23 protein-coding genes are annotated in these 23,309 nt (G+C 64.1%); 9 read left to right on the top strand and 14 right to left on the bottom strand.

Going from position 1 to position 23,309, the window contains the following annotated elements:
• Positions 1–8: 8 nt before the first annotated feature.
• Complete coding sequence (locus O4220_RS16960; protein ID WP_269606246.1) at positions 9–293, top strand: WhiB family transcriptional regulator; 285 nt, start codon at positions 9–11, stop codon at positions 291–293.
• Here the strand turns inward: O4220_RS16960 and O4220_RS16955 are convergent.
• Genes O4220_RS16955 through O4220_RS16935 form a run of 5 tightly spaced genes read right to left on the bottom strand, consistent with a single transcriptional unit; the run spans position 271 to position 6,332 of the window.
• Positions 271–1,110, bottom strand: coding sequence for an HpcH/HpaI aldolase/citrate lyase family protein (locus O4220_RS16955; protein WP_269606244.1), 840 nt, complete (start codon positions 1,108–1,110; stop codon positions 271–273). The two genes, O4220_RS16960 and O4220_RS16955, sit on opposite strands and share 23 nt — an antisense overlap.
• On the bottom strand, positions 1,107–1,592 hold the full coding sequence (locus tag O4220_RS16950; protein WP_332112833.1) for a MaoC family dehydratase: 486 nt from the start codon (positions 1,590–1,592) through the stop codon (positions 1,107–1,109). The genes O4220_RS16955 and O4220_RS16950 overlap by 4 nt, the downstream gene beginning before the upstream one ends.
• Positions 1,589–2,755 (bottom strand): acyl-CoA dehydrogenase family protein, encoded by a 1,167-nt coding sequence (locus tag O4220_RS16945; RefSeq protein ID WP_269606242.1) that lies wholly within the window; start codon positions 2,753–2,755, stop codon positions 1,589–1,591. Before O4220_RS16945 ends, O4220_RS16950 begins: the two co-directional genes overlap by 4 nt.
• Positions 2,752–4,749 carry an acetyl/propionyl/methylcrotonyl-CoA carboxylase subunit alpha gene (locus tag O4220_RS16940; protein ID WP_269606240.1) on the bottom strand — a complete coding sequence of 666 codons (1,998 nt, stop codon included), beginning with the start codon at positions 4,747–4,749 and terminating at the stop codon, positions 2,752–2,754. The genes O4220_RS16945 and O4220_RS16940 overlap by 4 nt, the downstream gene beginning before the upstream one ends.
• A 5-nt stretch (positions 4,750–4,754) precedes the next feature.
• Complete coding sequence (locus O4220_RS16935) at positions 4,755–6,332, bottom strand: carboxyl transferase domain-containing protein (protein WP_269606238.1); 1,578 nt, start codon at positions 6,330–6,332, stop codon at positions 4,755–4,757.
• A 108-nt stretch (positions 6,333–6,440) separates the two neighbouring features.
• On the opposite strand from O4220_RS16935, the gene O4220_RS16930 reads away from it, so the two are divergent.
• The 3 genes from O4220_RS16930 (at position 6,441) to O4220_RS16920 (ending at position 9,447) form a co-directional block, all read left to right on the top strand.
• Positions 6,441–7,040 carry a TetR/AcrR family transcriptional regulator gene (locus O4220_RS16930; protein WP_269606236.1) on the top strand — a complete coding sequence of 200 codons (600 nt, stop codon included), beginning with the start codon at positions 6,441–6,443 and terminating at the stop codon, positions 7,038–7,040.
• Between the two features lie 122 nt (positions 7,041–7,162).
• Positions 7,163–8,290 carry a HoxN/HupN/NixA family nickel/cobalt transporter gene (locus tag O4220_RS16925; protein ID WP_269606234.1) on the top strand — a complete coding sequence of 376 codons (1,128 nt, stop codon included), beginning with the start codon at positions 7,163–7,165 and terminating at the stop codon, positions 8,288–8,290.
• A 53-nt stretch (positions 8,291–8,343) separates the two neighbouring features.
• Positions 8,344–9,447, top strand: coding sequence for an alpha/beta hydrolase family protein (locus O4220_RS16920; protein WP_269606360.1), 1,104 nt, complete (start codon positions 8,344–8,346; stop codon positions 9,445–9,447).
• A 15-nt stretch (positions 9,448–9,462) separates the two neighbouring features.
• Here the strand turns inward: O4220_RS16920 and O4220_RS16915 are convergent, their stop codons facing one another.
• The 4 genes from O4220_RS16915 to O4220_RS16900 are packed head-to-tail and all read right to left on the bottom strand — an operon-like array spanning position 9,463 to position 13,944.
• The gene (locus O4220_RS16915; protein ID WP_269606232.1) at positions 9,463–10,278 is read right to left on the bottom strand and encodes an SDR family oxidoreductase; all 816 of its coding nucleotides are present in this window, start codon (positions 10,276–10,278) and stop codon (positions 9,463–9,465) included.
• On the bottom strand, positions 10,275–11,882 hold the full coding sequence (locus O4220_RS16910; protein ID WP_269606230.1) for a bifunctional 3-(3-hydroxy-phenyl)propionate/3-hydroxycinnamic acid hydroxylase: 1,608 nt from the start codon (positions 11,880–11,882) through the stop codon (positions 10,275–10,277). The genes O4220_RS16915 and O4220_RS16910 overlap by 4 nt, the downstream gene beginning before the upstream one ends.
• Complete coding sequence (locus tag O4220_RS16905; protein WP_032377676.1) at positions 11,879–12,814, bottom strand: fumarylacetoacetate hydrolase family protein; 936 nt, start codon at positions 12,812–12,814, stop codon at positions 11,879–11,881. The genes O4220_RS16910 and O4220_RS16905 overlap by 4 nt, the downstream gene beginning before the upstream one ends.
• A complete protein-coding gene (locus O4220_RS16900) occupies positions 12,811–13,944 on the bottom strand; it encodes a VOC family protein (protein WP_032377675.1) in 1,134 nt (377 codons plus the stop codon). The genes O4220_RS16905 and O4220_RS16900 overlap by 4 nt, the downstream gene beginning before the upstream one ends.
• 124 nt (positions 13,945–14,068) lie before the next feature.
• On the opposite strand from O4220_RS16900, the gene O4220_RS16895 reads away from it, so the two are divergent.
• A complete protein-coding gene (locus O4220_RS16895; RefSeq protein ID WP_269606225.1) occupies positions 14,069–14,722 on the top strand; it encodes a TetR/AcrR family transcriptional regulator in 654 nt (217 codons plus the stop codon).
• Here the strand turns inward: O4220_RS16895 and O4220_RS16890 are convergent.
• Positions 14,719–15,207, bottom strand: a complete 489-nt coding sequence (locus O4220_RS16890) for a MarR family winged helix-turn-helix transcriptional regulator (RefSeq protein WP_269606223.1) — start codon at positions 15,205–15,207, stop codon at positions 14,719–14,721. The genes O4220_RS16895 and O4220_RS16890 overlap by 4 nt on opposite strands.
• Before the next feature lie 56 nt (positions 15,208–15,263).
• Here O4220_RS16890 and O4220_RS16885 point away from each other — a divergent pair, with 56 nt between their 5' ends.
• Both O4220_RS16885 and O4220_RS16880 read left to right on the top strand, forming a co-directional pair.
• Positions 15,264–16,316, top strand: coding sequence for an FAD-dependent oxidoreductase (locus O4220_RS16885; RefSeq protein WP_269606220.1), 1,053 nt, complete (start codon positions 15,264–15,266; stop codon positions 16,314–16,316).
• A 4-nt stretch (positions 16,317–16,320) separates the two neighbouring features.
• Positions 16,321–17,157, top strand: coding sequence for a VC0807 family protein (locus O4220_RS16880; RefSeq protein WP_269606218.1), 837 nt, complete (start codon positions 16,321–16,323; stop codon positions 17,155–17,157).
• Here the strand turns inward: O4220_RS16880 and O4220_RS16875 are convergent.
• From O4220_RS16875 to O4220_RS16860, 4 genes are read right to left on the bottom strand one after another with little or no spacing between them, the layout of a single operon-like run.
• Positions 17,145–17,978: an SDR family NAD(P)-dependent oxidoreductase gene (locus O4220_RS16875; protein WP_269606216.1), complete on the bottom strand. Its 834-nt coding sequence runs from the start codon at positions 17,976–17,978 to the stop codon at positions 17,145–17,147. The genes O4220_RS16880 and O4220_RS16875 overlap by 13 nt on opposite strands.
• Positions 17,975–19,510, bottom strand: coding sequence for a flavin-containing monooxygenase (locus tag O4220_RS16870; RefSeq protein ID WP_269606214.1), 1,536 nt, complete (start codon positions 19,508–19,510; stop codon positions 17,975–17,977). Before O4220_RS16870 ends, O4220_RS16875 begins: the two co-directional genes overlap by 4 nt.
• 12 nt (positions 19,511–19,522) lie before the next feature.
• Positions 19,523–20,629 (bottom strand): PDR/VanB family oxidoreductase, encoded by a 1,107-nt coding sequence (locus tag O4220_RS16865; RefSeq protein WP_269606212.1) that lies wholly within the window; start codon positions 20,627–20,629, stop codon positions 19,523–19,525.
• A complete protein-coding gene (locus tag O4220_RS16860) occupies positions 20,629–21,543 on the bottom strand; it encodes a metal-dependent hydrolase (protein ID WP_269606210.1) in 915 nt (304 codons plus the stop codon). The genes O4220_RS16865 and O4220_RS16860 overlap by 1 nt, the downstream gene beginning before the upstream one ends.
• Positions 21,544–21,645: 102 nt before the next feature.
• Here O4220_RS16860 and O4220_RS16855 point away from each other — a divergent pair, with 102 nt between their 5' ends.
• Both O4220_RS16855 and O4220_RS16850 read left to right on the top strand, forming a co-directional pair.
• Positions 21,646–22,230 carry a TetR/AcrR family transcriptional regulator gene (locus O4220_RS16855; RefSeq protein ID WP_269606208.1) on the top strand — a complete coding sequence of 195 codons (585 nt, stop codon included), beginning with the start codon at positions 21,646–21,648 and terminating at the stop codon, positions 22,228–22,230.
• A gap of 20 nt (positions 22,231–22,250) precedes the next feature.
• Entirely contained in the window at positions 22,251–23,306 is a 1,056-nt protein-coding gene (locus tag O4220_RS16850) for an ABC transporter substrate-binding protein (protein ID WP_269606206.1), read from the top strand.
• Positions 23,307–23,309: the final 3 nt, after the last annotated feature.

Here is a 23,309-nt window from a genome sequence, read left to right as displayed (position 1 = left end):
GGAACACCATGAAGTACAAATCACTCGACGTGCGGCTGCCCCCGCCGATCGCCGGCGTGTGGGAATGGCAACTTCGAGCCCGGTGCAGAACGATGCCGATCTCGATGTTCTACCCGGACAGAGGATTGCGTGGCCCCACCCTTCGTCGCCTCGAAGCCGAGGCAAAGGCCATCTGTCGGCAATGTCCGGTAGTCGAGTCCTGCCTGGCCCACGCCCAGCGATGCGACGAGCCGTACGGAATCTGGGGCGGGCTGACCGAGCGCGAGAGAACTACGAGGCTCGACGCGCGATGATGCGTCGAGCATGCGCCAGAACGGGTGCGTCGACCATCTGACCGCGGAAGGTGAAGACACCGCGGTTGTGTGCCACAGCGTCGAGCACTGCGGTGGCCCACTCGATCGCCTCGGGGGTCGGGGCATAGGCGTCGCGAATGACCGGGATGTGGCTCGGATGGATGGCCACCTTGCCATCGAAGCCGACGGCCACGGCGTCGTCGGCCTCGGCTCGCACCCCGTCGAGATCGGGGATGTCGAGGAACACCGAATCGAGTGCGAACACCCCGCGTGCCTTCGCCGCCAAGAGCGTATGCGACCGAACATGCTGTGCGACATCGCGGTACGAGCCGTCGCCGTGTCTACTCGAATTACCGCCCATGGCGGCGACCAAGTCCTCGGCACCCCACATGGCACCGATGGCGTTGTCGGCCGCAAGTGCGTCGAACACCGTCATCGCGCCGAGTGGAGATTCGATCAACGCGACGACGTTCAACGGAGTCAGAGCGACAATCTGTTCGGCTGATTCACATTTGGGCAGCATGACCGTCGTGTACCCGGTCTGCTTCAACGCCAGGAGATCGGCGGCCTGATCGTCGGTACCGTGCGCATTGATGCGGACGATGGTGCTCGCGGGGTCCAGAGCGGTCGACACCACGGACTCGCGAGCTCCGGCCTTGTCGGCGGCACCGACAGCGTCCTCTAGATCGAGGATGACCACATCTGCTCGGGCTGCGGCTTTTTCGTAGCGCTCGGGACGGTCTGCCGGGCAGAACAGCCATGCCGGACCCGCCGGAACCCAACATTGCGCCCGGCCTCCGGCCTGCCCGGGGCTCACGATGCGTCCTCCGACGGTTGCATTCGGACCAGCGTCTTGCGGACCGCGATGGCGACGACATCCCCGTGCTGATTTCGACCGGTGTGGGTGAATGTCACGATGCCTTCGCCGGGGCGAGAATTCGATTCGCGCTTGTCCGAGATCACCGTCTCCGCGTACAGCGTGTCGCCGTGGAACAGCGGCTTGGGAAAAGAGACCTCGGAGAAGCCGAGATTGGCGACGATGGTGCCCTGGGTCAACTGCGTCACCGACAACCCGACAAGGGTCGAGACCGTGAACATCGAATTCACCAGGCGCTGGCCGAAAGGTGTTGTCTCGCTGTAGGCCGCGTCGAGGTGCAGGGCCTGAGTGTTCATCGTCTGCGTGGTGAACAGTGTGTTGTCGGCCTCGGTGATGGTCCGTCCCGGACGGTGTTCGTAGACGGTGCCCAGCTCCATCTCCTCGAACCACAGGCCGCGTTGGCGAATGCGCTTGTCGCTCACAGTCCCAGGCTCCGGGCGATCAGCATCAGCTGAACCTCGGTTGTACCCTCGCCGATTTCGAGGATCTTGCTGTCGCGGTAGTGACGGGCGACGACGTACTCGTTCATGAAACCGTAGCCGCCGTGGATCTGCGTGGCATCGCGGGCGTTGTCCATGGCCGCTTCGGAGGCGACGAGCTTGGCGATGGACGCAGCCTTCTTGAACGGCTTGCCCGCCAACATCAACGCAGCTGCGTCGTAGTACGCCGTTCGCGCGGTGTGGGCGCGTGCCTCCATGCGGGCGATCTTGAACGAGATCGCCTGATTGCGGGCGATCGGAGCGCCGAAGGCCTCACGCTCCTTGGCGTACTTGACGCTCTCGTCGACGCAGCCTTGCGCGGCTCCGACCGATACTGCAGCGATCGCGATGCGTCCCTCGTCGAGGATGTGCAGGAAGTTCGCGTACCCGCGACCTTCCTGGCCCAGTAGGTTCTCCTGGGGTACGCGGACATCGGTGAAACTGAGCGGGTGTGTGTCGGACGCATTCCAACCCACCTTGTTGTACGCAGCCTCCGCAACGAAGCCCGGGGTGTCGGTGGGCACCAGGATGGAGGAGATCTGCTTGCGTCCGGTTGTCTCGTCGACGCCGGTCACCGCGGTGACGGTGACGAGCTCGGTGATGTCGGTGCCGGAGTTGGTGATGAACTGCTTGCTGCCGTTGATGATCCAGTCGCCGCCGTCACGCTTGGCGGTTGTCTTGGTACCGCCGGCATCACTACCGGCACCGGGCTCGGTCAGGCCGAACGCGGCCAAGGCTTTGCCTGCGGTGAGCTTGGGCAGCCACTGCTCCTTCTGCGCATCGTTGCCGAAACGGTAGACCGGCATGGCACCGAGTGAGACACCGGCCTCGAGCGTCATCGCGACGCTCTGATCGACCTTGCCGAGCTCCTCGAGTGCCAGACACAGAGCGAAGTAGTCACCGCCCATACCGCCGAACTCCTCGGGGAACGGCAGACCGAACAGGCCCATCTCGGCCATCCCGGCGACAACCTCGTACGGAAACGAGTGCTCGGCATCGTGTTTCGCCGAAACCGGCGCAACGACCGTCCGGGTGAAGTCGGCAACGGACTTCACCAGTTGCTGGTACTCGTCGGGCAGATTCGACGAAGACAGATGATCGGTCATGGCTGGTCCTGTTCGGTGTCGGTGGGAACGATTCGGGCGAGGACCTGGTCTACGCGGACCTGATCCCCCACTGCAACAGTGAGTTCGACGGTGCCGTCGATGGGCGTGGTCAGGGTGTGTTCCATCTTCATCGCTTCGACCACCACGATGGCCGAGCCTGCGGTGACGGCGGTGCCGGTGGTGGTTCCGATCGCGATGATCGAACCCGGCATCGGGGAGAGGATCTCGGCGTCTCCGGAGTGCGCTTCGTTCTCACGGACGCTGGGCTCGGCGATTCGATCGATTCGCCAGGTGCCGCGGGAGCTGGAAACCCAGGTGGCCGAACCGCTTCGGGCGAACGTCATCGTCTCACGTCGATCGTCGAGCACCACATCCACGGAATCTTCGGTGGCCACGCCGCGTAGGGTGCGCGGCATTCCGTCGTCGACGACGACCGTGGCCGCATCGAGGGTCCCGGTGATGGACACGTGGGCAGTGCGCCCTCCCGAGGCCAGACGGCAATGGAACGGCGCGTGCGCTCCCACACGCCATCCCGACGGCGTACCCCAGATGTCGTGGCCTGCCGCCTGCCACACATCGAGCCAGGCAATGGCTGCCGCGGCGACCAGCGCCTCGTCGCTTGCCTCGGCGGCCACGAAATCCTCGACCCGGCGGTCGAGCAGCCCGGTATCGAGGTTGCCGGCTCGGACGTCGTTGTCGGCGAGCAGGAATCGCGCAAACTCGATGTTCGTGACGACTCCGAGCACGGCAGTGTCGGCGAGCGCTCGATCCAAGCTGCGTAGCGCCGTGCTGCGGTCGGGGCCGTGGGCGATGACTTTCGAGAGCATCGGGTCGTAGTTGCTGCCCACCTCGGTTCCTACGGCGAGGCCGGAGTCGACGCGGATGCCGGGGCCGGTGGGTTCGCGCAATCCGACGACGGTGCCGCCGGTGGGGAGGAATCCACGGCCGGGATCCTCGGCGTAGACGCGGGCCTCGATGGCGTGGCCGGTCAGGCGAATGTCGTTCTGGCTCAAAGTGAGCGCTTCACCGGCAGCTACACGGACCTGCCATTCGACGAGGTCGAGTCCGGTGACCATCTCGGTGACCGGGTGCTCGACCTGCAGGCGGGTGTTCATTTCCATGAAGAAGAACTCGTCGGGGTGCTCGGCCGAGACGATGAATTCGACTGTGCCGGCACCGGAGTAGTCCACGCTGCGGGCCGTATTGCAGGCGGCCTCGCCGATGCGCGCCCTGGTTGCGTCGTCGAGCAGCGGAGAGGGTGCTTCTTCGATGACCTTCTGATGTCGTCGTTGCAGGCTGCATTCGCGTTCGCCGAGGTGGATGACGTTGCCGTGGCCGTCCGCGAGGATCTGTACCTCGATGTGCCGTGGCCGCAGCACGAATCGTTCGAGGAAGAGGGTGTCGTCACCGAACGAGGAGGCCGCTTCACGGCGAGCGCTGGTCAATGCCGCGGGGAGGTCCTCGGCGTGCTCGACCAGGCGCATACCCTTGCCGCCGCCGCCTGCGGATGGTTTGACCAGGACGGGGAAGCCGACGTCCGGCGCGCCGGCAATGAGGTCCTCGTCGGTCAGGCCCGGACGAGAGATGCCGGGTACGACGGGGACGCCGAAGGCGCTGACGGCGGCCTTGGCGGCGATCTTGTCGCCCATCACTTCGATTGCCTTGGCCGGCGGTCCGAGGAAGGCGATTCCCGCTGCAGCACAGGCGGTTGCGAACTCCGAGTTCTCGGACAGGAAGCCGTATCCCGGGTGAATTCCCTGTGCTCCGGTGGCTTTCGCGGCGGCGATCACCTTGTCGATATCGAGGTAGCTCTCGCGTGCGCTGGCTGGGCCGAGTCGCACCGCGGTATCCGCTTCGCGGACGTGCCGGGCGTCGGCGTCCGCATCGCTGTACACGGCGACGGTGCGAATCCCCATGCGGCGCAGGGTCCGTGCCACTCGGACGGCGATCTCGCCGCGGTTGGCGATCAGAATGGTGTCGATCATCGTGGTCATGCCTCTCACATCCTGAAAACGCCGTAGGAGACCGGCTCGAGCGGCGCATTGGCGCACGCCGAGAGGGCCAGTCCGAGAACCTGCCTGGTGTCGGCGGGGTCGATGATGCCGTCGTCCCAGAGCCTGGCCGTCGAGTAGTAGGGGTTGCCCTGGCTCTCGTACTGATCCCGGATCGGAGCCTTGAACGCTTCCTGGTCTTGCTCACCCCACGGCTTCCCCGCTGCATCGAGCTGGTCGCTGCGCACCGTGGCGAGCACCGATGCGGCCTGCTCGCCGCCCATCACCGAGATGCGAGCGTTGGGCCACATGAACAGGAAGCGAGGCGAATACGCTCTGCCGCACATGGAGTAGTTACCGGCGCCGTAGGAGCCACCGATGACGACGGTGATCTTGGGGACGCGGGCGCAGGCAACTGCCGTCACCATCTTCGCGCCGTGTTTGGCGATGCCGCCTGCCTCGTAGTCTCGGCCGACCATGAAGCCGGTGATGTTCTGCAGGAAGACGAGTGGGATGCTGCGTTTGTCGCACAGTTCGATGAAATGTGCGCCCTTCATGGCAGATTCGGCGAACAGGACGCCGTTGTTTGCGATGATCCCGACGGGATGGCCGTGGAGGTGGGCGAATCCGGTGACGAGAGTCTTGCCGTATTCGGCCTTGAACTCGTCGAACTCGCCTGCATCGACCACTCGGGTGATCACCTCGCGCACGTCGTACGGGGTGCGAGGATCGGTGGGGACGACGTCGTAGATCTCGCTCTGATCGGCGACGGGCTCGCGGGTGGTGACGATGTCCCATGGCCGTGGGGTGCGGGGCCCGAGGGTGGAGACGATGCGGCGCACGCGTCGCAGTGCGTCTCGATCGTCGTCGGCGAGATGGTCGGTGACGCCGGAGATCTTCGAGTGCAGATCACCACCGCCGAGTTCTTCTGCTGTGACGACCTCGCCGGTCGCAGCCTTCACCAGTGGCGGACCGCCGAGGAAGATCGTGCCCTGGTTTCTGACGATGATCGCTTCGTCGCTCATCGCAGGCACGTAGGCACCGCCCGCGGTGCAGGAGCCCATGACGGCAGCGATCTGTGCAATCCCTTTGGCGCTCATGGTCGCCTGATTGAAGAAGATGCGACCGAAGTGGTCGCGGTCGGGGAACACCTCGTCCTGACGCGGCAGGAATGCGCCGCCCGAGTCGACGAGATAGATGCACGGGAGGGTGTTCTGCAACGCGATTTCCTGAGCGCGCAGATGCTTCTTGACCGTCATCGGGTAGTAGGTGCCGCCCTTGACGGTGGCGTCGTTGGCGATGATCACGCACTCGCGTCCGGAGACGCGGCCGATGCCGGCGATGACACCGGCACCGGGGCATTCGTCGTCGTACAGACCGTTGGCGGCCAGCGGTGCGATTTCGAGGAACGGGCTGCCAGGGTCCAGGAGTTCGTCGACGCGGTCGCGGGGGAGCAGCTTGCCGCGGGCGACGTGCCGTTCCCGAGACTTCTCACTGCCGCCGAGGGCTGCGGCGGCGAGCCGTTCGGTGAGTTCGCTGGTGAGAAGCTCGTGATCTGCTCGGTTGGCAGCGGTATCGATCGCCATGAGGTGCACGCCTTAGGGGTCGGACGTTGGTGTAGCAGGAGTTCAGTTAATGGTTGATAACTGACATGATAGTAAACTACGATTAACTGAGCGTCCAGGGTCGAGGGGGTGCAGGAGTTGGAAAAGCCGACGACCGTGCGCGAGCAACGCAAGGCCGAGCGTCGGCAGCAATTGCTCGACGCCGCGGCATCTCTGTTCGCCGATCGTGGGTTCACGTCCGTGCGGCTCGAGGATCTGGGTGCGGCTGTGGGAATCAGTGGTCCCGCCGTCTATCGCCACTTTCCGAACAAGGAGGCGGTGCTCGTCGAATTGATGGTCGGAATTTCGGAGTATCTGCTCGACGGCGGGCGCAAAGTGGTCGGCCGAGAGGCCGTCGCTGCGAGCACAGTGTCGGCCCTGGTCGATTTCCACCTCGATTTCGCTTTCGAGACACCCGCATTCATTCGCATTCAGGATCGAGACCTGCAAAGCCTTCCCGAGGGAGCTCGACGCAAGGTGCGCCGAATGCAGCGCGAGTACGTGGAACTGTGGGTCGAGGTGCTGTGTGCCGTCGACCCGGAGTTGAGCGAGTCCGATGCGCGGACCACGGCACACGCAGTATTCGGGCTGATCAACTCGACGCCCTACAGTGCGGGACGCAGTCCGTCACGCAATGCTCGGCCGGTTCTGCGAGCAATGACTCTGGGGGCACTGGGGGTATCGCACTGACCTGAGTGTCCACAATTCGCTGCACCGATCGCGATCCCGCCTGCGGACACAAATAGTGGACACTCAGCGCACCTGCGCTCCATAGGAAGAGCAACTCGACGTCATCGGAGACAATGATCGACATGACGACCCAACTATCGCGTGTCGAACTCGGCAGACGGCAGAGTCGATTCACTCTCGACGAGGTTCCTCGGCTGCTCGCGATGGCCGGCTTCATTGCCGCGTTGCATGTGATCGGGTGGGGGCTGTTCACCCACTACGACTCCATTCCGAGTATCCACGGCCTGACCGGAGCCGATGGCACCCTCGTCTACGCCGGAGCGGGCGTGCTGGCGTACACCCTCGGTCTCAGGCACGCGTTCGACGCCGATCACATCGCCGCTATCGACGACACCACCCGCTTTCTCCTGCAGAAGGGCAAGCGGCCGTTGGCCGTCGGGCTGTTCTTCTCGCTGGGGCATTCGACCGTCGTATTCGTGTTCGTCGCCGCGATTGCCTTTGTCGCCTCGCAGGCGACGGCGTTCCAGGATGCCTTCGCCGGGGTCGGCGGCATCATCGGCACGTTGGTGTCCGGAACTTTCCTGTATCTCATCGCCGCGCTGAACATCGCGGTCCTCGCCGGCATCGTCGGGGTCTGGCGGCGAGCGAAACGCGGTGAGTTCACCGAGGCCGGGCTCGACGAGTTGCTGGCCAAGCGCGGCTTGATGAATCGACTGTTCCGGGGCCGCTACGACAAGATGATCAACCACTCCTGGCAGATGTATCCGCTCGGTCTGTTGTTCGGTCTCGGTTTCGATACCGCCACTCAGGTCGGCCTGCTCGCGATCGCCGGTACGACTGCCATCGCCGGCGGACTGCCACCGATGGCGATAATCGCGCTGCCGGTCCTGTTCGCCGCGGGCATGACCACGATGGACACGATCGACGGCATCTTCATGTCCAAGGCCTACGGCTGGGCGTTCGTCACCCCGGTCCGCAAGATCTACTACAACATGACGATGACGGGACTCTCGGTCTTCGTAGCCCTGGTGATCGGGACGGTGCAGCTGCTGACCCTGCTTGCGGAGCAGTTCGAGCTGACCGGTGGACTGTGGGACGCGCTGGCCGTCATCGACCTCAACCTCGCCGGCCAGCTCGTCGTCGGCACGTTCTTCGTTGTCTGGATCGGCGCGGTCGTGTATTACAAGGTGGCGCGCATCGACGAACGCGGTGGCGCGCTCGCACACTCGAATGCAACGGAGACCCAGTGATTGCTCGTCGTCGGATCGGTGCCCTCGCAGTCGTCGCAGCGCTCGCCGCCGGCATGGCGAGTTCGACACTGCTCGCGTCCCCGGCCTCCGCAGCACCGACGATCACCCAGGACATCGGCGACGTCGTCTCCAGTCGTGAGCTGCCACAGGACTTCTGGATTCCCGGTGCGTCCTCGGCCGAGGTGCTCACCTACGTCACCACCGACACGTTCGGCGAGAAGGCGCTCAGCACCGGTACCGTCTTCCTCCCGCAGGGCACTGCCCCCGATGGCGGTTGGCCGGTGATCTCGTGGGCCCACGGCACGTCCGGACTCGGTGACTCGTGCGCACCGTCCGTCGCGGGACCTGCGCTGGCCGAACGAGATCTGCCGTACCTCGCGAACTGGATCGCGCAGGGATACGCCGTTGTGGCCAGTGATTACGCAGGCCTCGGAACGCCGGGTTTGCAGGCATACCTGGACGGGCGGACCACGGCGCACAACGTTGTCGACATGGTCAAGGCGGGTCGCCACTACTCGAGTGAGCTCTCGAACTCCTGGGTGGCGGTCGGTCAATCGCAGGGCGGCGGCGCAGCGATCTACACCGCTCGGTACGCAACCGAATTCGGTGGACCGGATCTGGACTATCGGGGCGCAGTCGGCACCGGAACCCCCGCGTACATCGAGAAGCTCGTCTCGATCGGCGGACCGGGTATGCCTCCGGTCGCACTGCCGGCAGGCCTGACCGCGTACGTCGCGTACATCGGTGCTGCTCTTCGCTATTCGCACCCCGAGCTGGGCTTGGACGGTATCCTCACCCCTGCAGGAAAGAAGTACGCGGCACTGGCCGAGACGGCGTGTGTGGCGGACCTCGAGGAGCAACTGGACGGCGTGAAGATCGGCGATTTCTTCACCGCGCCGCTGACCGGCCTGCCGGGCTTCACCGCTGTGCTCGACGACTACATGGCCATGCCCGAGGCAGGTTTCGACAAGCCGTTCTTCATGGGCCACGGTCTACGCGATACCGACGTCCCGTTCCCGACCACCGCCGCCTACGTCGCCAGACTCACCGCGAACGGCCAGCCGGTGACGTTTCGGACGTACGACGCCGACCACAGCGGAGCGCTCGTGCAATCACAGGCCGACACGATTCCGTTTGTCGCACAGCTGTTTCGCTGAAGCGCAGCTGTTTCGCTAGCTCACCGGCCGCTTGCTGGGCAGGCCGTATGCCCGTGCTGTGAACTTCTCGAGCACGGTGCGCGGCAGCAATCGTTGGGCGAGGAACACTGCAGGCGCATTGCTGCCGACGGCATAGATCGGGAGTGTCTTCTTGTCCTCGACCGCTCTCAGCACGGTCTTGGCGACCGTCTCGGCGGTAATGCCCTGTGCCTCCTTGGCGTCGAGCTGTGCGATCACTGTGGTGAAATCGCGAAGATACGGCGAATGCGGTCCGCAGTACTTGGTTCGGCGAGCGGACAGGCCCGTGGCGATGGAGCCGGGTTCTACTGTGGTGATGTCGATTCCGTAGGGCTCGAGCTCGAACCGCGCCGCCGTGGCGAATCCCTTGATCGCGGCCTTGGTCGCGGCGTACGAGGAACGGTAGGCCAGGGGGAAACTGGCCAGCATCGACCCGATGTTGATGATTCGTCCGCGTCCACGCTCGCGCATCGCCGGTAGTACGGCCTGGGTCAGCTCGATCGCGCCGAAGACGTTGAGCTGGAACAGCCGGGCGATCGCCTCGATGGGGAGTTCTTCGATCGGTCCGCACTGGCTTTCGCCGGCATTGTTGATCAGCACATCGATCGGTGTGTCGCCGATACCGTTCACGAACGCGCGAATCGATGCCGGATCCGTCAAGTCGAGATCGCGGTAGTCGACGCCGGGAATGGGGTCGACCACGGCCGAGCTGTTGCGGCTCGTCCCGATGACGCGAAAGCCGCGAGCGATGAGAAGTTCGGCGATCGCCTCGCCGATTCCGGACGTCGCTCCGGTGACAATTGCAGTATTCATCTACGCCTCTTGGTTGCAATGCTTCTGGTCTTTTGAGCAGTGACTGGAGCCGTGGGTGTCGGTCGGTCGGCGCGCCGGAGCGTCGTGCTCGGAACTCGGGTGTGCAATGCCGGTACCGATTTGCCCGACGCCATGACGGTGCGGTCCGGTCGCACGATCGCTGCAACAGCGCGACCGCGCCGCAGCCACAAGCCGAGATCGGACGAGGCCGCCACTTCCACCACTGCGGCACCGCGCCGCTGGACTTCGCGTCGTTGCTCCACGGTCAGGGGTGTCGACGCGAGAAACAGGAACTGCCCAGGTGCCCGATCATCGAGTCGCATCCCATTGTCCAACAAGCTGTTCGGGCAGAGTTGTCCGGCGAGTGAGCGAGGCTGCATCGGCGATCGCAGGACGTACTGCGATCCGACGAGCGAGGGCGTAGTGCTCGCGGTGACCTTGTCGCCGATGACCGGAAGATGTCCGAGGACGGGCGCGATGTTGGTCCGCATGATGCCGGTGAGCTTGCTCCCGCCGGTCATGGCCCGCCCTATCATCACGGCCAGCCTGATCATGGCCTTGGCGTGCGTCTTTCGTTCGGTCTCGTAGCTGTCCAGCGCGGACTGGGGCACGTGTCCGTCGAGTGCGCCGACCAACTTCCACACCAGGTTGCGGGCGTCGCGCAGACCTGCACCCATTCCCTGACCGATGAACGGCGGCGTCAGATGCGCGGCGTCGCCCAGGACGAAGACCCGGCGATCACGCCACCGATCGGCAATCTGTGCCTTGAATGTGTACTCGGCACTGCGAATCAGCTTCATCTCAGGGATCTCCGCCGCAACGAACCACGGTGCGATCAGTGGGTGTGTTGCCGAGAGATCGGTGAACTCGTCGAGGGTTTCGCCATCGAGCATCTGGAACTCCCAGCGGTAGCGCGTGGTTCCGATACGCATGTACGTCGCCGATCTCTCGGAATCGCACACCTGATGCACACCGTCCCACTGGTCGAGGTCGACATCGGTCTCGATATCGACGACCAGCCAGCGCTGCTCGAAACCGAGATCCTCCATCTTCGAACCGATGGACCTGCGCACCACACTGTTGGCACCGTCGCACCCGAGAACGTAGTCGGCGGTCACCCAATGCAGCGTTCCGTCCTCGGTGGACGTGTACGAGACCCGGACGCTGTCTTTCAGATTCTGTACATCGGTGATCTCGTATCCACCGCGCATCGCAATGCCGTCGTAGCGAGCGATGTGAGAACGCATCAGACGCTCGAGTTCGGGTTGATCGAACATGTTGGCCTGCGGATAGCCGTGCGGTCTGTCGTCGGGATCGCGCTCGAACTCGGCCAGGGTCCGCAGGTCCTTGGTGCACAGTCGTAGCCCGCGCGCCGGACGTGAGATGGCGGCGAAATCCTCTGCCACACCGATGTCGTGGAGAATTCGGTACACCTCGTCATCGAGGTGGACCGCGCGCGGCTGGGGATAGACATCTGCCCATCGGTCGAGGACGAGAGTGGGTACGCCGTACCGGGCCAGCTGGAGCGCGGCGGTCATCCCCGTCGGCCCAGCGCCGACGATCACCACCCGGTGGTGCGCGCCGTCGAGCTCGTGTTCGCTCATCGGTAGGAGACCCGGGTGCGCTGAACCCCCAGATCCAGGGCTCCGTCGGGAGTCGAGCTCGTCAGTTCGAGCACGTCGCCGTCCTGCAGGAAGTCGGGATTCTTGGCCTGCTTCTTGAAGAAGACCTTCCACTTGACCGACGGCGGAATCAAAGCACCGATCATCTCGATCGGTTTGGCGGGAGCCTTGAGGGCGGTACCGCCGGGTGTGCCGGTGAGCAGCAGGTCGCCGGGATCGATGCGCTGAAACTTGCTCAGCGCCTTCAGTGATTCGACCGGCCGGAAGATCATGTCTGCGACCGTACTGTCCTGTCGAACAGTGCCGTTCACTCGGAGTGTCATGGCCAACTCGCCGAATCGATCGAACTCGCCCTGCTCGAGCAGTACCAATCGTGGGCCTACAGGAGTGAAGGTGGGGTACGACTTACCCTCGTAGAACTGGGTTTTCGGCAGCTGCACGTCACGCGCCGAGACGTCGTTGGTGAGTACGAGTCCCGCCACGTACTCGGCCACATTGGTGGCATCGATCTTGGTGCCCACGGTCAGAGTCTTGCCGAACACCAGACCGATCTCGATCTCGTAGTCGAGAAGTTTCACGTGCGGCGGCTTGACGACGTCGTCGGTGGGGCCGCTGATCGAACCCGAGGTCTTCCGGAAGAACGTCAGCGGCACCGTCTCGGGGTTCATGCCCGAATCCTTGACGTGCGAGACGAAATTGGTCATGTTCGCCATCACGCGGCACGGTGCGGTGACCGGGGAGAGCAGCGACAGTGTCTCCACCGCAACGACATCGGTGCCGGCACGGGCGGCGTCCACGGCCGCGCGATCGGCCAGAAGCTCGGCAGTGGTGGTTGCCGAAGTGTCGATGCGCGACGCTCCGTTCGGGGTCTCGACCCACCAGGCGTCGGCGGTGCGGAGTACAGCGATGCTCATGAGGAAGCCACTTTCATCAGGCCGCGAAGGCGTTCGGTGTCGAATTCGTTGTTGTTGCGTAGCGAGGAGAGGATCGATTTCAGTTCGTGCAGAGACGCTTTGCTCGGCGCGATTCCGAGAAAGTCCTTGGATGCGGGCGGGCCCCACTGTGCGAGGCCCGACGCCGTCATCGGTGCCCAGCCGGGTTCGAGCGAATTGTCGAACATGTCGCCGTCGCTGAAGTGCTCCACCAGGAAACCGTCGGGATCACGCCAGTAGTCGAAGATCTGGCTGCCTTGGATGTGTCTGCCGATACCCCAGGAATGCTTGTACCCGTGCTCGGTGAGGAATTCGCCACCGGCGGCGATGGCGTCGATGTCGGTCACCTGATACGCCGAGTGCACGTACCTGTCGGACGGACCGAGAGTCATGGCGAGCGTGTGATGATCGGAGGGGATGCTGCCGCGATCGCAGCGGATGAAGCTCATCACCGGGCCTCGGTCGCGTTGGCCGTCGTAGTAGAGGAAATCGCTGACGATCAGTCCCAGGTGGTGCAGGTACCAGTTCAGGTTCTCCAGGTAGTCCACTCGCTGCAGCACCACATGCCCGAGTCGTTGTACTCGTGCGGGCTGATGCGGTGGGCGCTGAGTGGCGTTCACCCGGTTGCGGGGATCGCCGAAGTTGTAGGTATGTGTGTCCTGGCCCGGAAGCTCCGGGTGCTCGGTGTATCCCGAGACGACCTGAACGGGCTGGCCGCCCGGATCGGTCAGAGTGACGGCGATACCACCAAGGGTGTCGGGCAGTCGGTGGACGCGTTGCCCCGTGGCCTCGGCGAGTCGGACGACGTCGGCATCCTCGGCGGCGGCGAACGCTGCACCGACGAACCGCGTTCGCTTACCGCGTCGGATGATCACGCACGGTGAGCCGATGTGGGTGCCTCGAAGGTGAATCTCCTCGGACGTCCGTAGCGAGACGGTGAATCCGAACGCCACGGCGAACGCCTCGGCCTTGGCCAGATCGGGTTTGCGGAACTCGAGCCAGGCGATGTCGCGCACCTTGACGATCGGGTCGGTGGCTTTTCCCGGGTGTTCGCCTGGTAGCGCGCCCTGATCCACATGCATGTTCTTGTGGCCGTCGACGTCGTGTCCCATCAGCCCTCCCTCGTTGTTGACACTATCGTCACCTATGACTACTGAGTCAGTCAAGAGTATTGACAAATTCGTCAGCGGTGAGGAAGGGTCAGCGGGTAGACCAGCGTAGACAGAGGTAGGGAACATGGCGGAGACCCAGAATCGCCTCGAACGGCGGAAGGCGCGCACCCGTGGCGCGCTGATCACGGCGGCGCAAGGCTTCATCGCTCGGGGCGAGCTGAATGCTCCGATCGCGGAGATCACTCAGGCAGCCGACGTGGGGATGGGTTCTTTCTACAACCACTTCGTCAGCCGCGAGCAGCTGTTCCAGTCGGCGGTCGACGGTGCCCTGGAACTGCTGGGACGCTACCTGGACTCGTTGACCGACGCCGACGCAGATCCCGCCGAGGCATTCACTCGATCGTTCCGAATATCCGGCCGACTCTTTCGGCTGCAACCGGAACTGAGCCGGGTACTCATCCACTCCGGTCCCGAGTTGATCACGTCGCAGCACGGCCTCGGTCCACGGGCGGCGAGAGACATCGTGGCCGGAATCGGTGCAGGGTATTTCCGCGTTGAGGACATACAGCTGTCCCTGGCTCTGGTGGCAGGTGCTCTGCTCGGTCTGGGCCAGCTGCTGCTCGAGCAACCCGACCGTGACGACGCCGAGGCCGTGGATCGGATGGCGTACACGGTGCTGCTCGCGCTGGGAGTGTCCGACGGCGACGCCCAGGACCTGTGTTCGCGGCCGCTGCCGCCGATGAGTGACGTCCCGAGCGTGGGGGACGAGCTGGTTTAGCGCTCGTGGTCGGCTTGTTGTTCTAGCAGTCGACGAGTGTTGGCTACGAGGACATCGGACGTGCGGCGCTGGAAGTCGGCTATCACCGTCAATTCCTCGGCAGAATAGGTCGACATCAGTTCGTGCATGTCGGCTCCTAGTGGCCCGAAAATCGATTCTGTGCGGCGGTTCATCTCGTCGTTCGTAGTGAGTTGTACGACGACTTTTCGACGATCGTGTTCGTCCCGCGTTCTTTCCGCGAAGCCGGCTTTGACGAGGCGATCGATCAGGCCCGTCACGGCACCGCTCGTCAGTCCGGTGTGGTCGGCGATCTCCCCGGCCGATACCGGGCCGAGCCTTTTGAGCACGTCCATGCACTTGCGCTCCACCGGACTCAGGCCCATGGCCCTGCCCACGACCTCGTGAAACACGACTACCGACGTGATGAACTCTCGGCCGAGAAGTTCGCCCGGAGTCGACCTGGCTTCGATTTCCTGTTGCGCCATGCCCCGACTATAGCTTACGGTCTAAGTATCTTAGTTACCAAGATAAAGGAGTCGAGATGAGGGCAGTGGTGGTAGGCGCAGGACTCGGAGGCCTGGTTGCCGCGCATGGTCTGAGGTCGATCGGGGTGGACGTCGAGGTGTTCGAGGCCAGGCGGCCGTACGACGCAGGCGGGCTGGGCTATCGAATCAATGTCTCGGTGGCCGGAGACCGTGCGCTCCGCGGGTGCCTTTCACCCGAGAACTTCGCCGAATACCGAGCCACCGTGCATCGGCAGCCGATTCCGTTGGTGGACATCTATTCACCGAGCCTGGAGCTGATGCTGCGTCGCAAAGCTCCCGGTGCTCCCGGGGCCATCGACCGCGGCACGTTACTGACGTTATTGGCGAAGACCCTGGACGCTCCGATTCACTGGGGCTCGCCCGTCGGCTCGGTCGACGACCTCGCAAGTTTCGATCTGGTCGTGGCCGCGGACGGTGTGGGCTCGGCGTTGCGTCGCGAATTGTTGCCCGGACACGGTCCGCAGCCATTGGGAATCACTGCGCTGTACGGTCGGAGCCGACTCACCGACAGCAACCGTTCCTGGATCGCCAAGACCGTACTCGACAGCAGGTTCACCGGGGTCACCGACGGTGCCACGACCTTGGCGCTCGGTGCTTACGATGTGCCGAGCTCCATCAGCGAGCCTTACGTGATGTGGGTGCTCCTCGGTCCAGCCGACGAATTCCCCACCCGGGGGCAGAATCCTGCGCAATTAGTGGAATTCACCCGACAACGTTTGTCTGCTTGGGACCCGCGAGCGACGGCCGTTCTGCACGACGCCATCGTCGACGACACCTTCCGCATCACCCTCCGCGCAATGGATGTGTTGCCGGAGATGACGTTCCGCTCGACCGTGCCCGTCGCGTTCCTCGGCGACGCCATCCACGCCATGTCGCCAGCAGGAGGCGAGGGAGCCAACACCGCCTTCATCGATGCCTACGATCTGCAAACCCGAATCGCCGCCGGCAGCGACGTGCAGTCCGCTGTTCTTGCCTACCACGAATCAATGAAAGATCGAGCGGAGCAAACGATTACACGGTCGAAAAACTACTCGCGAACAGGAGCCTGACGTCATGCCGAACACCATCAAGACTCGTATTCTCGCGTCGTCCATCGCCAACATCGCCATCGATCTGCTGCTCCCGACCGTTGTCTTCCTGCTGCTCTCGCACGCCGGCATGCCGGCGACGGTGGCACTGTCCATCGGCGGTGCAGTCGCCGGCGGTAAGGCGCTGGGTGGACGGGTCGAGAGCGGTGAATTTCGTTGGCTACGAGCATTGCTCGGGGCAATCGCGCCGACCGGCACAATACTCGTGGCAGTCGTGCTGGGCGCGTCGGACATAACCGCTGCAGTTGTCGGCGCGGTAACGCTCGCCTTGTTGTTCGTCGGTGATCTCGTGACTCGTCGACGCAGCAGAGCGAGTGTGGACGGGATCTCGATTCTCGTGCTCGCCGAGATTGCCGCCAGCGTCGCACTGGTCGCAATCAGCGACGACCCCCGATTCATCCTCGTCCGCCCGGCGTTCTACGCAATAGTGGCTGCTGTCGTCGCATTGGCCAGCGTACTGACCAGCCGTCCGTTGATGATGGAGGCCAGCCGTCCTATGGCCGTTGCCGGTGATCCCGACCGAGCGCGGGCATTCGACAACTCCTGGGCCGCGTCAGCACAGTTCCGCTCGATTCAGCGGGTGATGACGGCGGGGTTCGGTGCCGTGCTCCTGGCCGAGGCCATTCTGCGCATCGTCCTCGTCTACCGTGCCCCCGCCGACGCTATCGCCGAAACTTCGCTCACATCGCAGATCCCGGCGGTCATCCTCTTCGTCGCCTACTTCGCCGCAGTACGCCTGCTTGCCGTGCCCCGCGCCAGCAAGATCGTCGACGCCCAACTCCGTCAACTTCAGAGTGCCTGAACATCTTCCAGATCGCGGACGATCTGGGCGATCGCGCGGTCGTGGACGAGCCGACGTTCCAGAATCGGGTTGAGTATTCCGCGGAACCAGAAGTACGGCGTCCACACAGCAGGGGCTATCAGTCGTGCCCGACGGGTGCGGACCGCACGGACGAGCAACTCCGCGGCGCGCCGAGACGGCAGACGTCGGTTGAGCGGCCACGGGAGCAATCCGCCGATTCGCTGACCGATCGGGTCGTCGTCGAGGGTGTGACGCGCCAGGTCGGTATCCACCACTCCGAAGTACGCAAGACCGGCCGATGCGCCGACGGCAGCCAATTCGATACGCAGAGCGCGTCCCAGCTGTTCCACGGCAGCCTTGCTCACCATGTACGCAGACCCGCCCATGCCGGGAGTGAATGCAGCACAGGACGATACGAGCAGTATGTGGCCGCCGCTCGCCACGATCTCGTCGGCAGCGGCGCGCACGATGTTGAGGACGCCGCCGAAGTTCACTGCCATCACCGTGTCGAAGACGGCGCGGTCGATCGAGCGAATCGTGGCGGGCGGCGGCGTGATACCGGCATTGGCGATCACGATGTCGAGGCGGCCGAACTTGTCGATCGTTGCCGCGACGCAGTCCACCATCGCTGCCGGATCGGTGACGTCACCGACGAGGTGGAGTGCGCGCTCGGAACCGGCCGTCTCGGGTGGAAAGTCTCGATCCACCATTGCCACTCGGACTCCCGCGGACAGTAGTGACGCCACGGTCGCAGCTCCGATGCCGCGTGCCCCACCCGTTACCAACGCGACCGTGCCGGTGAGGTCGATGGGCTTGTTCATACGAGGTCCTTCGTCGTCACGAGCGTCGGATCCACACCGGTCGTCACGCTCCGACAGTGATAGTGGTCGAGCTCGATGGTGGACATGCGTCGAGTGAAGTTGCGGACCGAACCCGGCCAGTACGTGACGTTTCGGCCCGAGGGGCTCAGGTAGTAGCTGCTGCATCCGCCCGAGTTCCACACCGACCCTGCCAGTTGTGCGTCGGTGTGATCGGCGAACTCGGTCTGCGCGCGCTTGCTCACTTCGAGCACGGAAATCGCGTGAGAATCCATGGCGCGCAGGGCCGCCAGGATGTAGTTCACCTGCGCTTCGATGGTGACGACCTGCGAGGTGTACACCACCGAATTGGGGCCGAGCAGCATGAAGAAGTTCGGAAAACCGTGCACCGTGGTCCCTCGATACGACGACATTTCACCACCCGGCCACGTGTCCGCCAGTGATGTTCCGCCTCGCCCGACGATGCGTCGGAAGCCCGAGTGGCCGGCGACGGTGAATCCGGTTCCGAGAACGATCGCATCCACCTCGTGGACCGTGCCGTCGGTCGTGACGATTCCCTCGGGCACGATCGCGTCGATGCCGGTGGTCTCGACAGTGACGTTCTCTCGGCACAGAGCGGGGTAGAACTTGTTGGAAAAGGTCGGCCGTTTGCAACCGAATGCGTAGGAGGGCGTGAGCTTCTCGCGAAGAATCGGATCCTTCACCTGACGGCGTAGGTGCGCGCGCCCGAGGGCGGTCAGTGGGGCCAACAGGGAACGGTGCCGAATCAATCCCGGCACCAACGCTTCCTGGAACAGATCGAACATGCGACGCATGGCGCGCTGAGCCGGTGGGAACTTCTCGAACAGGGATCTGCCGGAGTCGGAGATGGGCCGGTCGGGGTGCGGAAGAATCCACGTCGGTGTCCGCTGGAACAGCGTGAGATGCCCGGCCTCGGGGGCCAGGCGCGGGACGAACTGCACCGCCGATGCACCGGTGCCGATGACGGCGAGGCGTCGCCCCTTCACGTCGTAGCCATGGTCCCAGTGCGCGGAGTGGAACACCGAGCCCGAGAACGAATCCAGTCCTGCGATAAAGGGAGTCGCCGGTTCACTGAACGGGCCGAGGGCTCCGATCAGAATCCGAGAAGTCCAAGTACCACCGCTCGTGCGTACCACCCACTGCACGCGCTCGTCGTCCCATGTCGCATCGAGCACCTCGTGTCCGAAGCGGATTCGATCGCGGATACCGAACCGATCGGTGCAGTCGTCGAGGTACTGCTCGATCTCCGGCTGTAGCGGATACAGGCGCGTCCAGTTCGGATTGGGCGCGAACGAGAACGAATACAGTGCCGATGGAATATCGCACTGGGCACCGGGATAGGTGTTGACATGCCAGGTTCCTCCGACAGCCGTATCGCGCTCGAAGATCAAGAAGTCGCCGCGGCCTTCCTGCTCGAGCCTGATCGCGGCCCCGAGACCTCCGAAGCCCGCGCCGATGATGGCGACGTCGATGTGCGGCAGTGCAGTGTCGGCAGTCGAATGTGATGCAGCCATAGGGGTCTCCTTCTACAGATCGAGGACGAGAACTTCGCCGTCGACCGCGCCACGTGAGACGCACAGGGTGAGTGAGTTTTCGCGCTCGGGGTTGCTCAGTACGCGGTCGCGGTGCTCGACGCGTCCGCCGACGAGACCCACGACGCAGGCCCCGCAGAAGCCCTGCCGGCACGAGAACGGTTGATCCGGTCGAACTCTTCGGAGGGCATCGAGGGCAGTCTCCTGCGCACCGACCTCGATGGTGTCGCCGGAGCGGTCGAGCTTCAGTACGAAAGGAGTGCCGTCGACCACCGGTGCAGGCGCGAACAATTCGGTGTGGAACTCCCGAACCGCGGTGCTGCGGGCGGCCTCCTCGCGTAACCTGCGCGAGAGCGCCGCGGGGCCGCAGACGTACAGGGCCGAGGATCCCGTTCCGAGATCGACGATGTCCGCAGGATTCGGAAGTCCCTCGACGTCATCGGTTTTCACCATCACGTGACCATGCGAGACGAGTGCCATCTGCTGCAGTTCGGTGACGAACGGCAGACTCGCACGCGATCTTCCGTGGTAGTAGAGCGTCCACCGTATGCCGTCGGCGACTGCGCCTTCGATCATGGACCGGATGGGGGTGATGCCGATGCCGGCGGCCACGAAGAGGTAGTGGTCGGCGGCGGCCAGCGGAAAAGCGTTGCGGGGTCCACGAACTCGCAGAACATCCCCGCGGGAGAGGGTGTGGATCTCTGCGGAGACCGTGCCGCCGGGTATCTTGCGGACGCTGATGCGGTAGCGATCACCTTCGCCGGGGCGCCCGGCGAGCGAGTACTGGCGCACCGAACCGGAGGGGGTGGTGACGTCGATGTGCGCACCGGGTAACCACGTCGGCAATGCAGCTCCGTCGCTGCGACGGAGCAACAGTGAGCGTACGTCCTCGGCCTCGTCGACTGTCTCGTCGATGGTGGTCTCGAATTCGTAGCCGACGCATCTGCGTGGTCGGGCCGGGGACAGGGCGGTCACGAGGGACGAGTCGGTGACCAATCTGGCGTACACCCGCGAAGCCGCAGCGATGGCTCGCAGACCGCGACCGGGCTCGGTCACCGTGATCTCACCCAAATGGCTGTGAATCGGGGACGCTGTGGTCATCACCGCTGGGCCGCCAACGCTGCGGGGGACACTGCCAGGTATCGCACGGCCTTGTCGATGTCGCCCATCTTCGACGGGTGGAAGCCCGGACGGATGTACAGGGCGAGTTGGACGAACAGGAACGACAGGCCCGGAATGAGGTGCTTGCGGGACGCTCGTGCGAACGCGAGAGGCCACGGGGTGCGAACTCGGCGTTTCCCGGTGCGCGGGGTGGCCACCGAATTCTCGTACAGGTACGCGGCGGTGCTGAACCACAACACGGCCAACCCTGCACTGGCTATCACTGCGGTACGGGCGCGGCGAAATCCACCACCGTCGACGTACTGGAAGGCGTCGAACGCCACGTTGCGGTGTTCGAGTTCCTCGGCCCCGTGCCAGCGGAGCAGGTCGAGCATCGTCGGGTCGACGCCGAGGCGGTCGAATTCGGTGTTGTCCAAGAGCCATTCGCCCACCACAGCAGTGAAGTGCTCGGCCGCTGCGTAGATTCCGAGTCGCTCGTTCAGCCACGCTTTGCCTGCGCGCCCGGTGAGACCGTGGTCGCCGAACACCACGCCCACCGCAAATCGGATCCGCTGCAGAATCGGTTCGATGTCGACTCCGTGGGCAACGAGGTAGGTGCGGAAGCTTTCGTGGGAGGACGCATGAGTGGCCTCCTGGCCGACGAATCCGACGACCTCCTCATGCAGTCTGCGGTCGTCGATGTACGGGAGCGCGAGGGCGAAGACGTCGGCCATCGCCCGTTCTCCCTCGGGCAGCACCAGATGCATCACGTTCCAGAAGTGGGTGGCGTACCACTCGTGCGGAATGTATTGCAGCGGAACGCCGGTCCAGTCGAACGTCACAGCACGGGCCACGATCGCATAGGACTCGTCCGTGTGGCGCGCGTTCGGGTCGATCGCTCTGTCGCGGGACATTCGAGCTCCATTCGTCGAGACGCTGATACACCGATGCTACATAGCAACAACTAGTGTTGCAATGTTGCATTCTGCGATCGAGGGTGACGTTAGGATTGGACAATGCATCCAGACGGTGACGACGGGCCGATCCTCGATGCCGCGTTGGAGTTGTTCGGCGAGGTCGGCATTCCCAGAACGACCATCGGGGACGTGGCCAAGCGCGCCAAGATCAACCGTGTGACGGTCTATCGCCGCATCGGATCCAAGGACGAGCTGGTGCGGGCAGTCATGGCGCGTGAATCGACGAGGCTGTTCGTCGCCGTGGCGGCAGCGGCCGCCGAGCAGTCGTCACCGGCGGATCGAGCCGCGCACGGATTCGCGACGACGATCGATTCGGTGCGAACCAACCCTGTTCTGCTCAAGATGTTCGATTCCGAGAGTGCGTTGGTGCTCGAACAGTTGACGACCAATGCGTCGACCCTGCTCGCGTCCGCGATAGACGCTGCCGCCCAGATTGCCCGGGGAGGGCTGGACTCGGACAGTTTCGCAGTACCCGATGCCCCGGAGATCGTGGTTCGCGTCGTGCATTCGATTCTGTTGACGCCTGCTGCAGGCGCTGCACTCGAGACGTACGACGACTTGCTCGCCTTCGCGCACCGCAGCATCGTGCCGTTGCTGGTCAGCGGTGACCACCGCGGCGAATAGTTAGGCTAGGCTGCCCAGTTATGCCCAGGTTCTCTGTGTTCGACAGCCGCTCGACCAGCCGCACGAGACGGCCCGCCTCTGCGCGGAGGTACGCGCTCGCCGGTGCACTGTCACTGGCGTTGGTCGCCCTGGTCGGTTGCTCGAGCGCGACCTCGGAACCGTCGGACACGGCCGAGACCGCGGGCACCAGAACGGTGCAGGACTACTTCGGCTCCGTCGAGGTTCCCGCTGCGCCGGCACGAGTCGTCGCTGCCGACCCGATCTCCCTGGCGCTGATGCTCTCCCTCGACGCGAAGCCGGTGGCGGCGTCGTTCAATCCTCTCGCCCTCCCTGCGCACGTCGACCAGCGCGCCGCCGACGTCGAGAACATTGCCGGGGAAGGCGGGGGATTCGATCCCAACGTCGAAGCGATCCTGGCTCAGGATCCGGACCTGATCATCGTGGTTGCCGGCTACGACGGCGAAGGCGAGAAAGCCTGGAACAAGGAGATCTACGACAAGCTTGCTGCCAGTGGAGTACCGACCTACGGGTTCGCGTACAACGACGGGGTGTCGCTCGACGATGTATCCAACGGCGTTACTGCCGTGGGCGAGGTACTCGGAAAGCAGGACGAGGCAATGAATCTGATGCAGGGCCTCACGGATCGAATGGCCGAACTGAAACAGCGCGTCTCCGATGCAGGACTTGCCGACAAGCCCGTCTCGGCCGTGCGTCTCAGTGACCGGGGCGAGTACTCGATTCGAGTCGGAACCGGAGAGAGCATCGCCTTTCGGGGGTTGGGAATGGCGCAGCCCGAGGGGCAGCAGGATCCCAGTGTGTTCCGCATCGACATCACCGACGAAACGCTGAACATTCTCGCGTCCGCCGACACCTTGTTCGTCTACACCGACGAGGGATCCGATGCCGAACGAGACGCCATCAGCACCGCACCTCTGTGGTCGACCCTGCCTGCCGTGCAGCAGAATCGGGTGCACTGGGTGTCGGCAAGTGCGTGGAACTCGTCCGATCCCATCGGCCTCGGCCTGATCCTCGACGACATCGAAACGCTGTTCGTCCAGCCGGCCGAGCAGAACTGACGG

The sequence above is a fragment of the Rhodococcus ruber genome (genome assembly GCF_027270735.1).
Taxonomy (GTDB): domain Bacteria; phylum Actinomycetota; class Actinomycetes; order Mycobacteriales; family Mycobacteriaceae; genus Rhodococcoides; species Rhodococcoides rubrum_A.
This window is presented reverse-complemented; position numbering and strand designations above follow the sequence as displayed.

Coding starts and splice junctions, on each gene's coding strand:
- O4220_RS16910 (WP_269606230.1), bottom strand. CDS start 11,882: ATGAGCGAACACGAGCTCGACGGCGCGCACCACCGGGTGGTGATCGTC.
- O4220_RS16935 (WP_269606238.1), bottom strand. CDS start 6,332: ATGGCGATCGATACCGCTGCCAACCGAGCAGATCACGAGCTTCTCACC.
- O4220_RS16960 (WP_269606246.1), top strand. CDS start 9: ATGAAGTACAAATCACTCGACGTGCGGCTGCCCCCGCCGATCGCCGGC.
- O4220_RS16880 (WP_269606218.1), top strand. CDS start 16,321: ATGCCGAACACCATCAAGACTCGTATTCTCGCGTCGTCCATCGCCAAC.
- O4220_RS16855 (WP_269606208.1), top strand. CDS start 21,646: ATGCATCCAGACGGTGACGACGGGCCGATCCTCGATGCCGCGTTGGAG.
- O4220_RS16940 (WP_269606240.1), bottom strand. CDS start 4,749: ATGACCACGATGATCGACACCATTCTGATCGCCAACCGCGGCGAGATC.
- O4220_RS16870 (WP_269606214.1), bottom strand. CDS start 19,510: ATGGCTGCATCACATTCGACTGCCGACACTGCACTGCCGCACATCGAC.
- O4220_RS16850 (WP_269606206.1), top strand. CDS start 22,251: ATGCCCAGGTTCTCTGTGTTCGACAGCCGCTCGACCAGCCGCACGAGA.
- O4220_RS16860 (WP_269606210.1), bottom strand. CDS start 21,543: ATGTCCCGCGACAGAGCGATCGACCCGAACGCGCGCCACACGGACGAG.
- O4220_RS16925 (WP_269606234.1), top strand. CDS start 7,163: ATGACGACCCAACTATCGCGTGTCGAACTCGGCAGACGGCAGAGTCGA.
- O4220_RS16945 (WP_269606242.1), bottom strand. CDS start 2,755: ATGACCGATCATCTGTCTTCGTCGAATCTGCCCGACGAGTACCAGCAA.
- O4220_RS16895 (WP_269606225.1), top strand. CDS start 14,069: ATGGCGGAGACCCAGAATCGCCTCGAACGGCGGAAGGCGCGCACCCGT.
- O4220_RS16900 (WP_032377675.1), bottom strand. CDS start 13,944: ATGGGACACGACGTCGACGGCCACAAGAACATGCATGTGGATCAGGGC.
- O4220_RS16905 (WP_032377676.1), bottom strand. CDS start 12,814: ATGAGCATCGCTGTACTCCGCACCGCCGACGCCTGGTGGGTCGAGACC.
- O4220_RS16890 (WP_269606223.1), bottom strand. CDS start 15,207: ATGGCGCAACAGGAAATCGAAGCCAGGTCGACTCCGGGCGAACTTCTC.
- O4220_RS16865 (WP_269606212.1), bottom strand. CDS start 20,629: ATGACCACAGCGTCCCCGATTCACAGCCATTTGGGTGAGATCACGGTG.
- O4220_RS16885 (WP_269606220.1), top strand. CDS start 15,264: ATGAGGGCAGTGGTGGTAGGCGCAGGACTCGGAGGCCTGGTTGCCGCG.
- O4220_RS16875 (WP_269606216.1), bottom strand. CDS start 17,978: ATGAACAAGCCCATCGACCTCACCGGCACGGTCGCGTTGGTAACGGGT.
- O4220_RS16920 (WP_269606360.1), top strand. CDS start 8,344: ATGGCGAGTTCGACACTGCTCGCGTCCCCGGCCTCCGCAGCACCGACG.
- O4220_RS16915 (WP_269606232.1), bottom strand. CDS start 10,278: ATGAATACTGCAATTGTCACCGGAGCGACGTCCGGAATCGGCGAGGCG.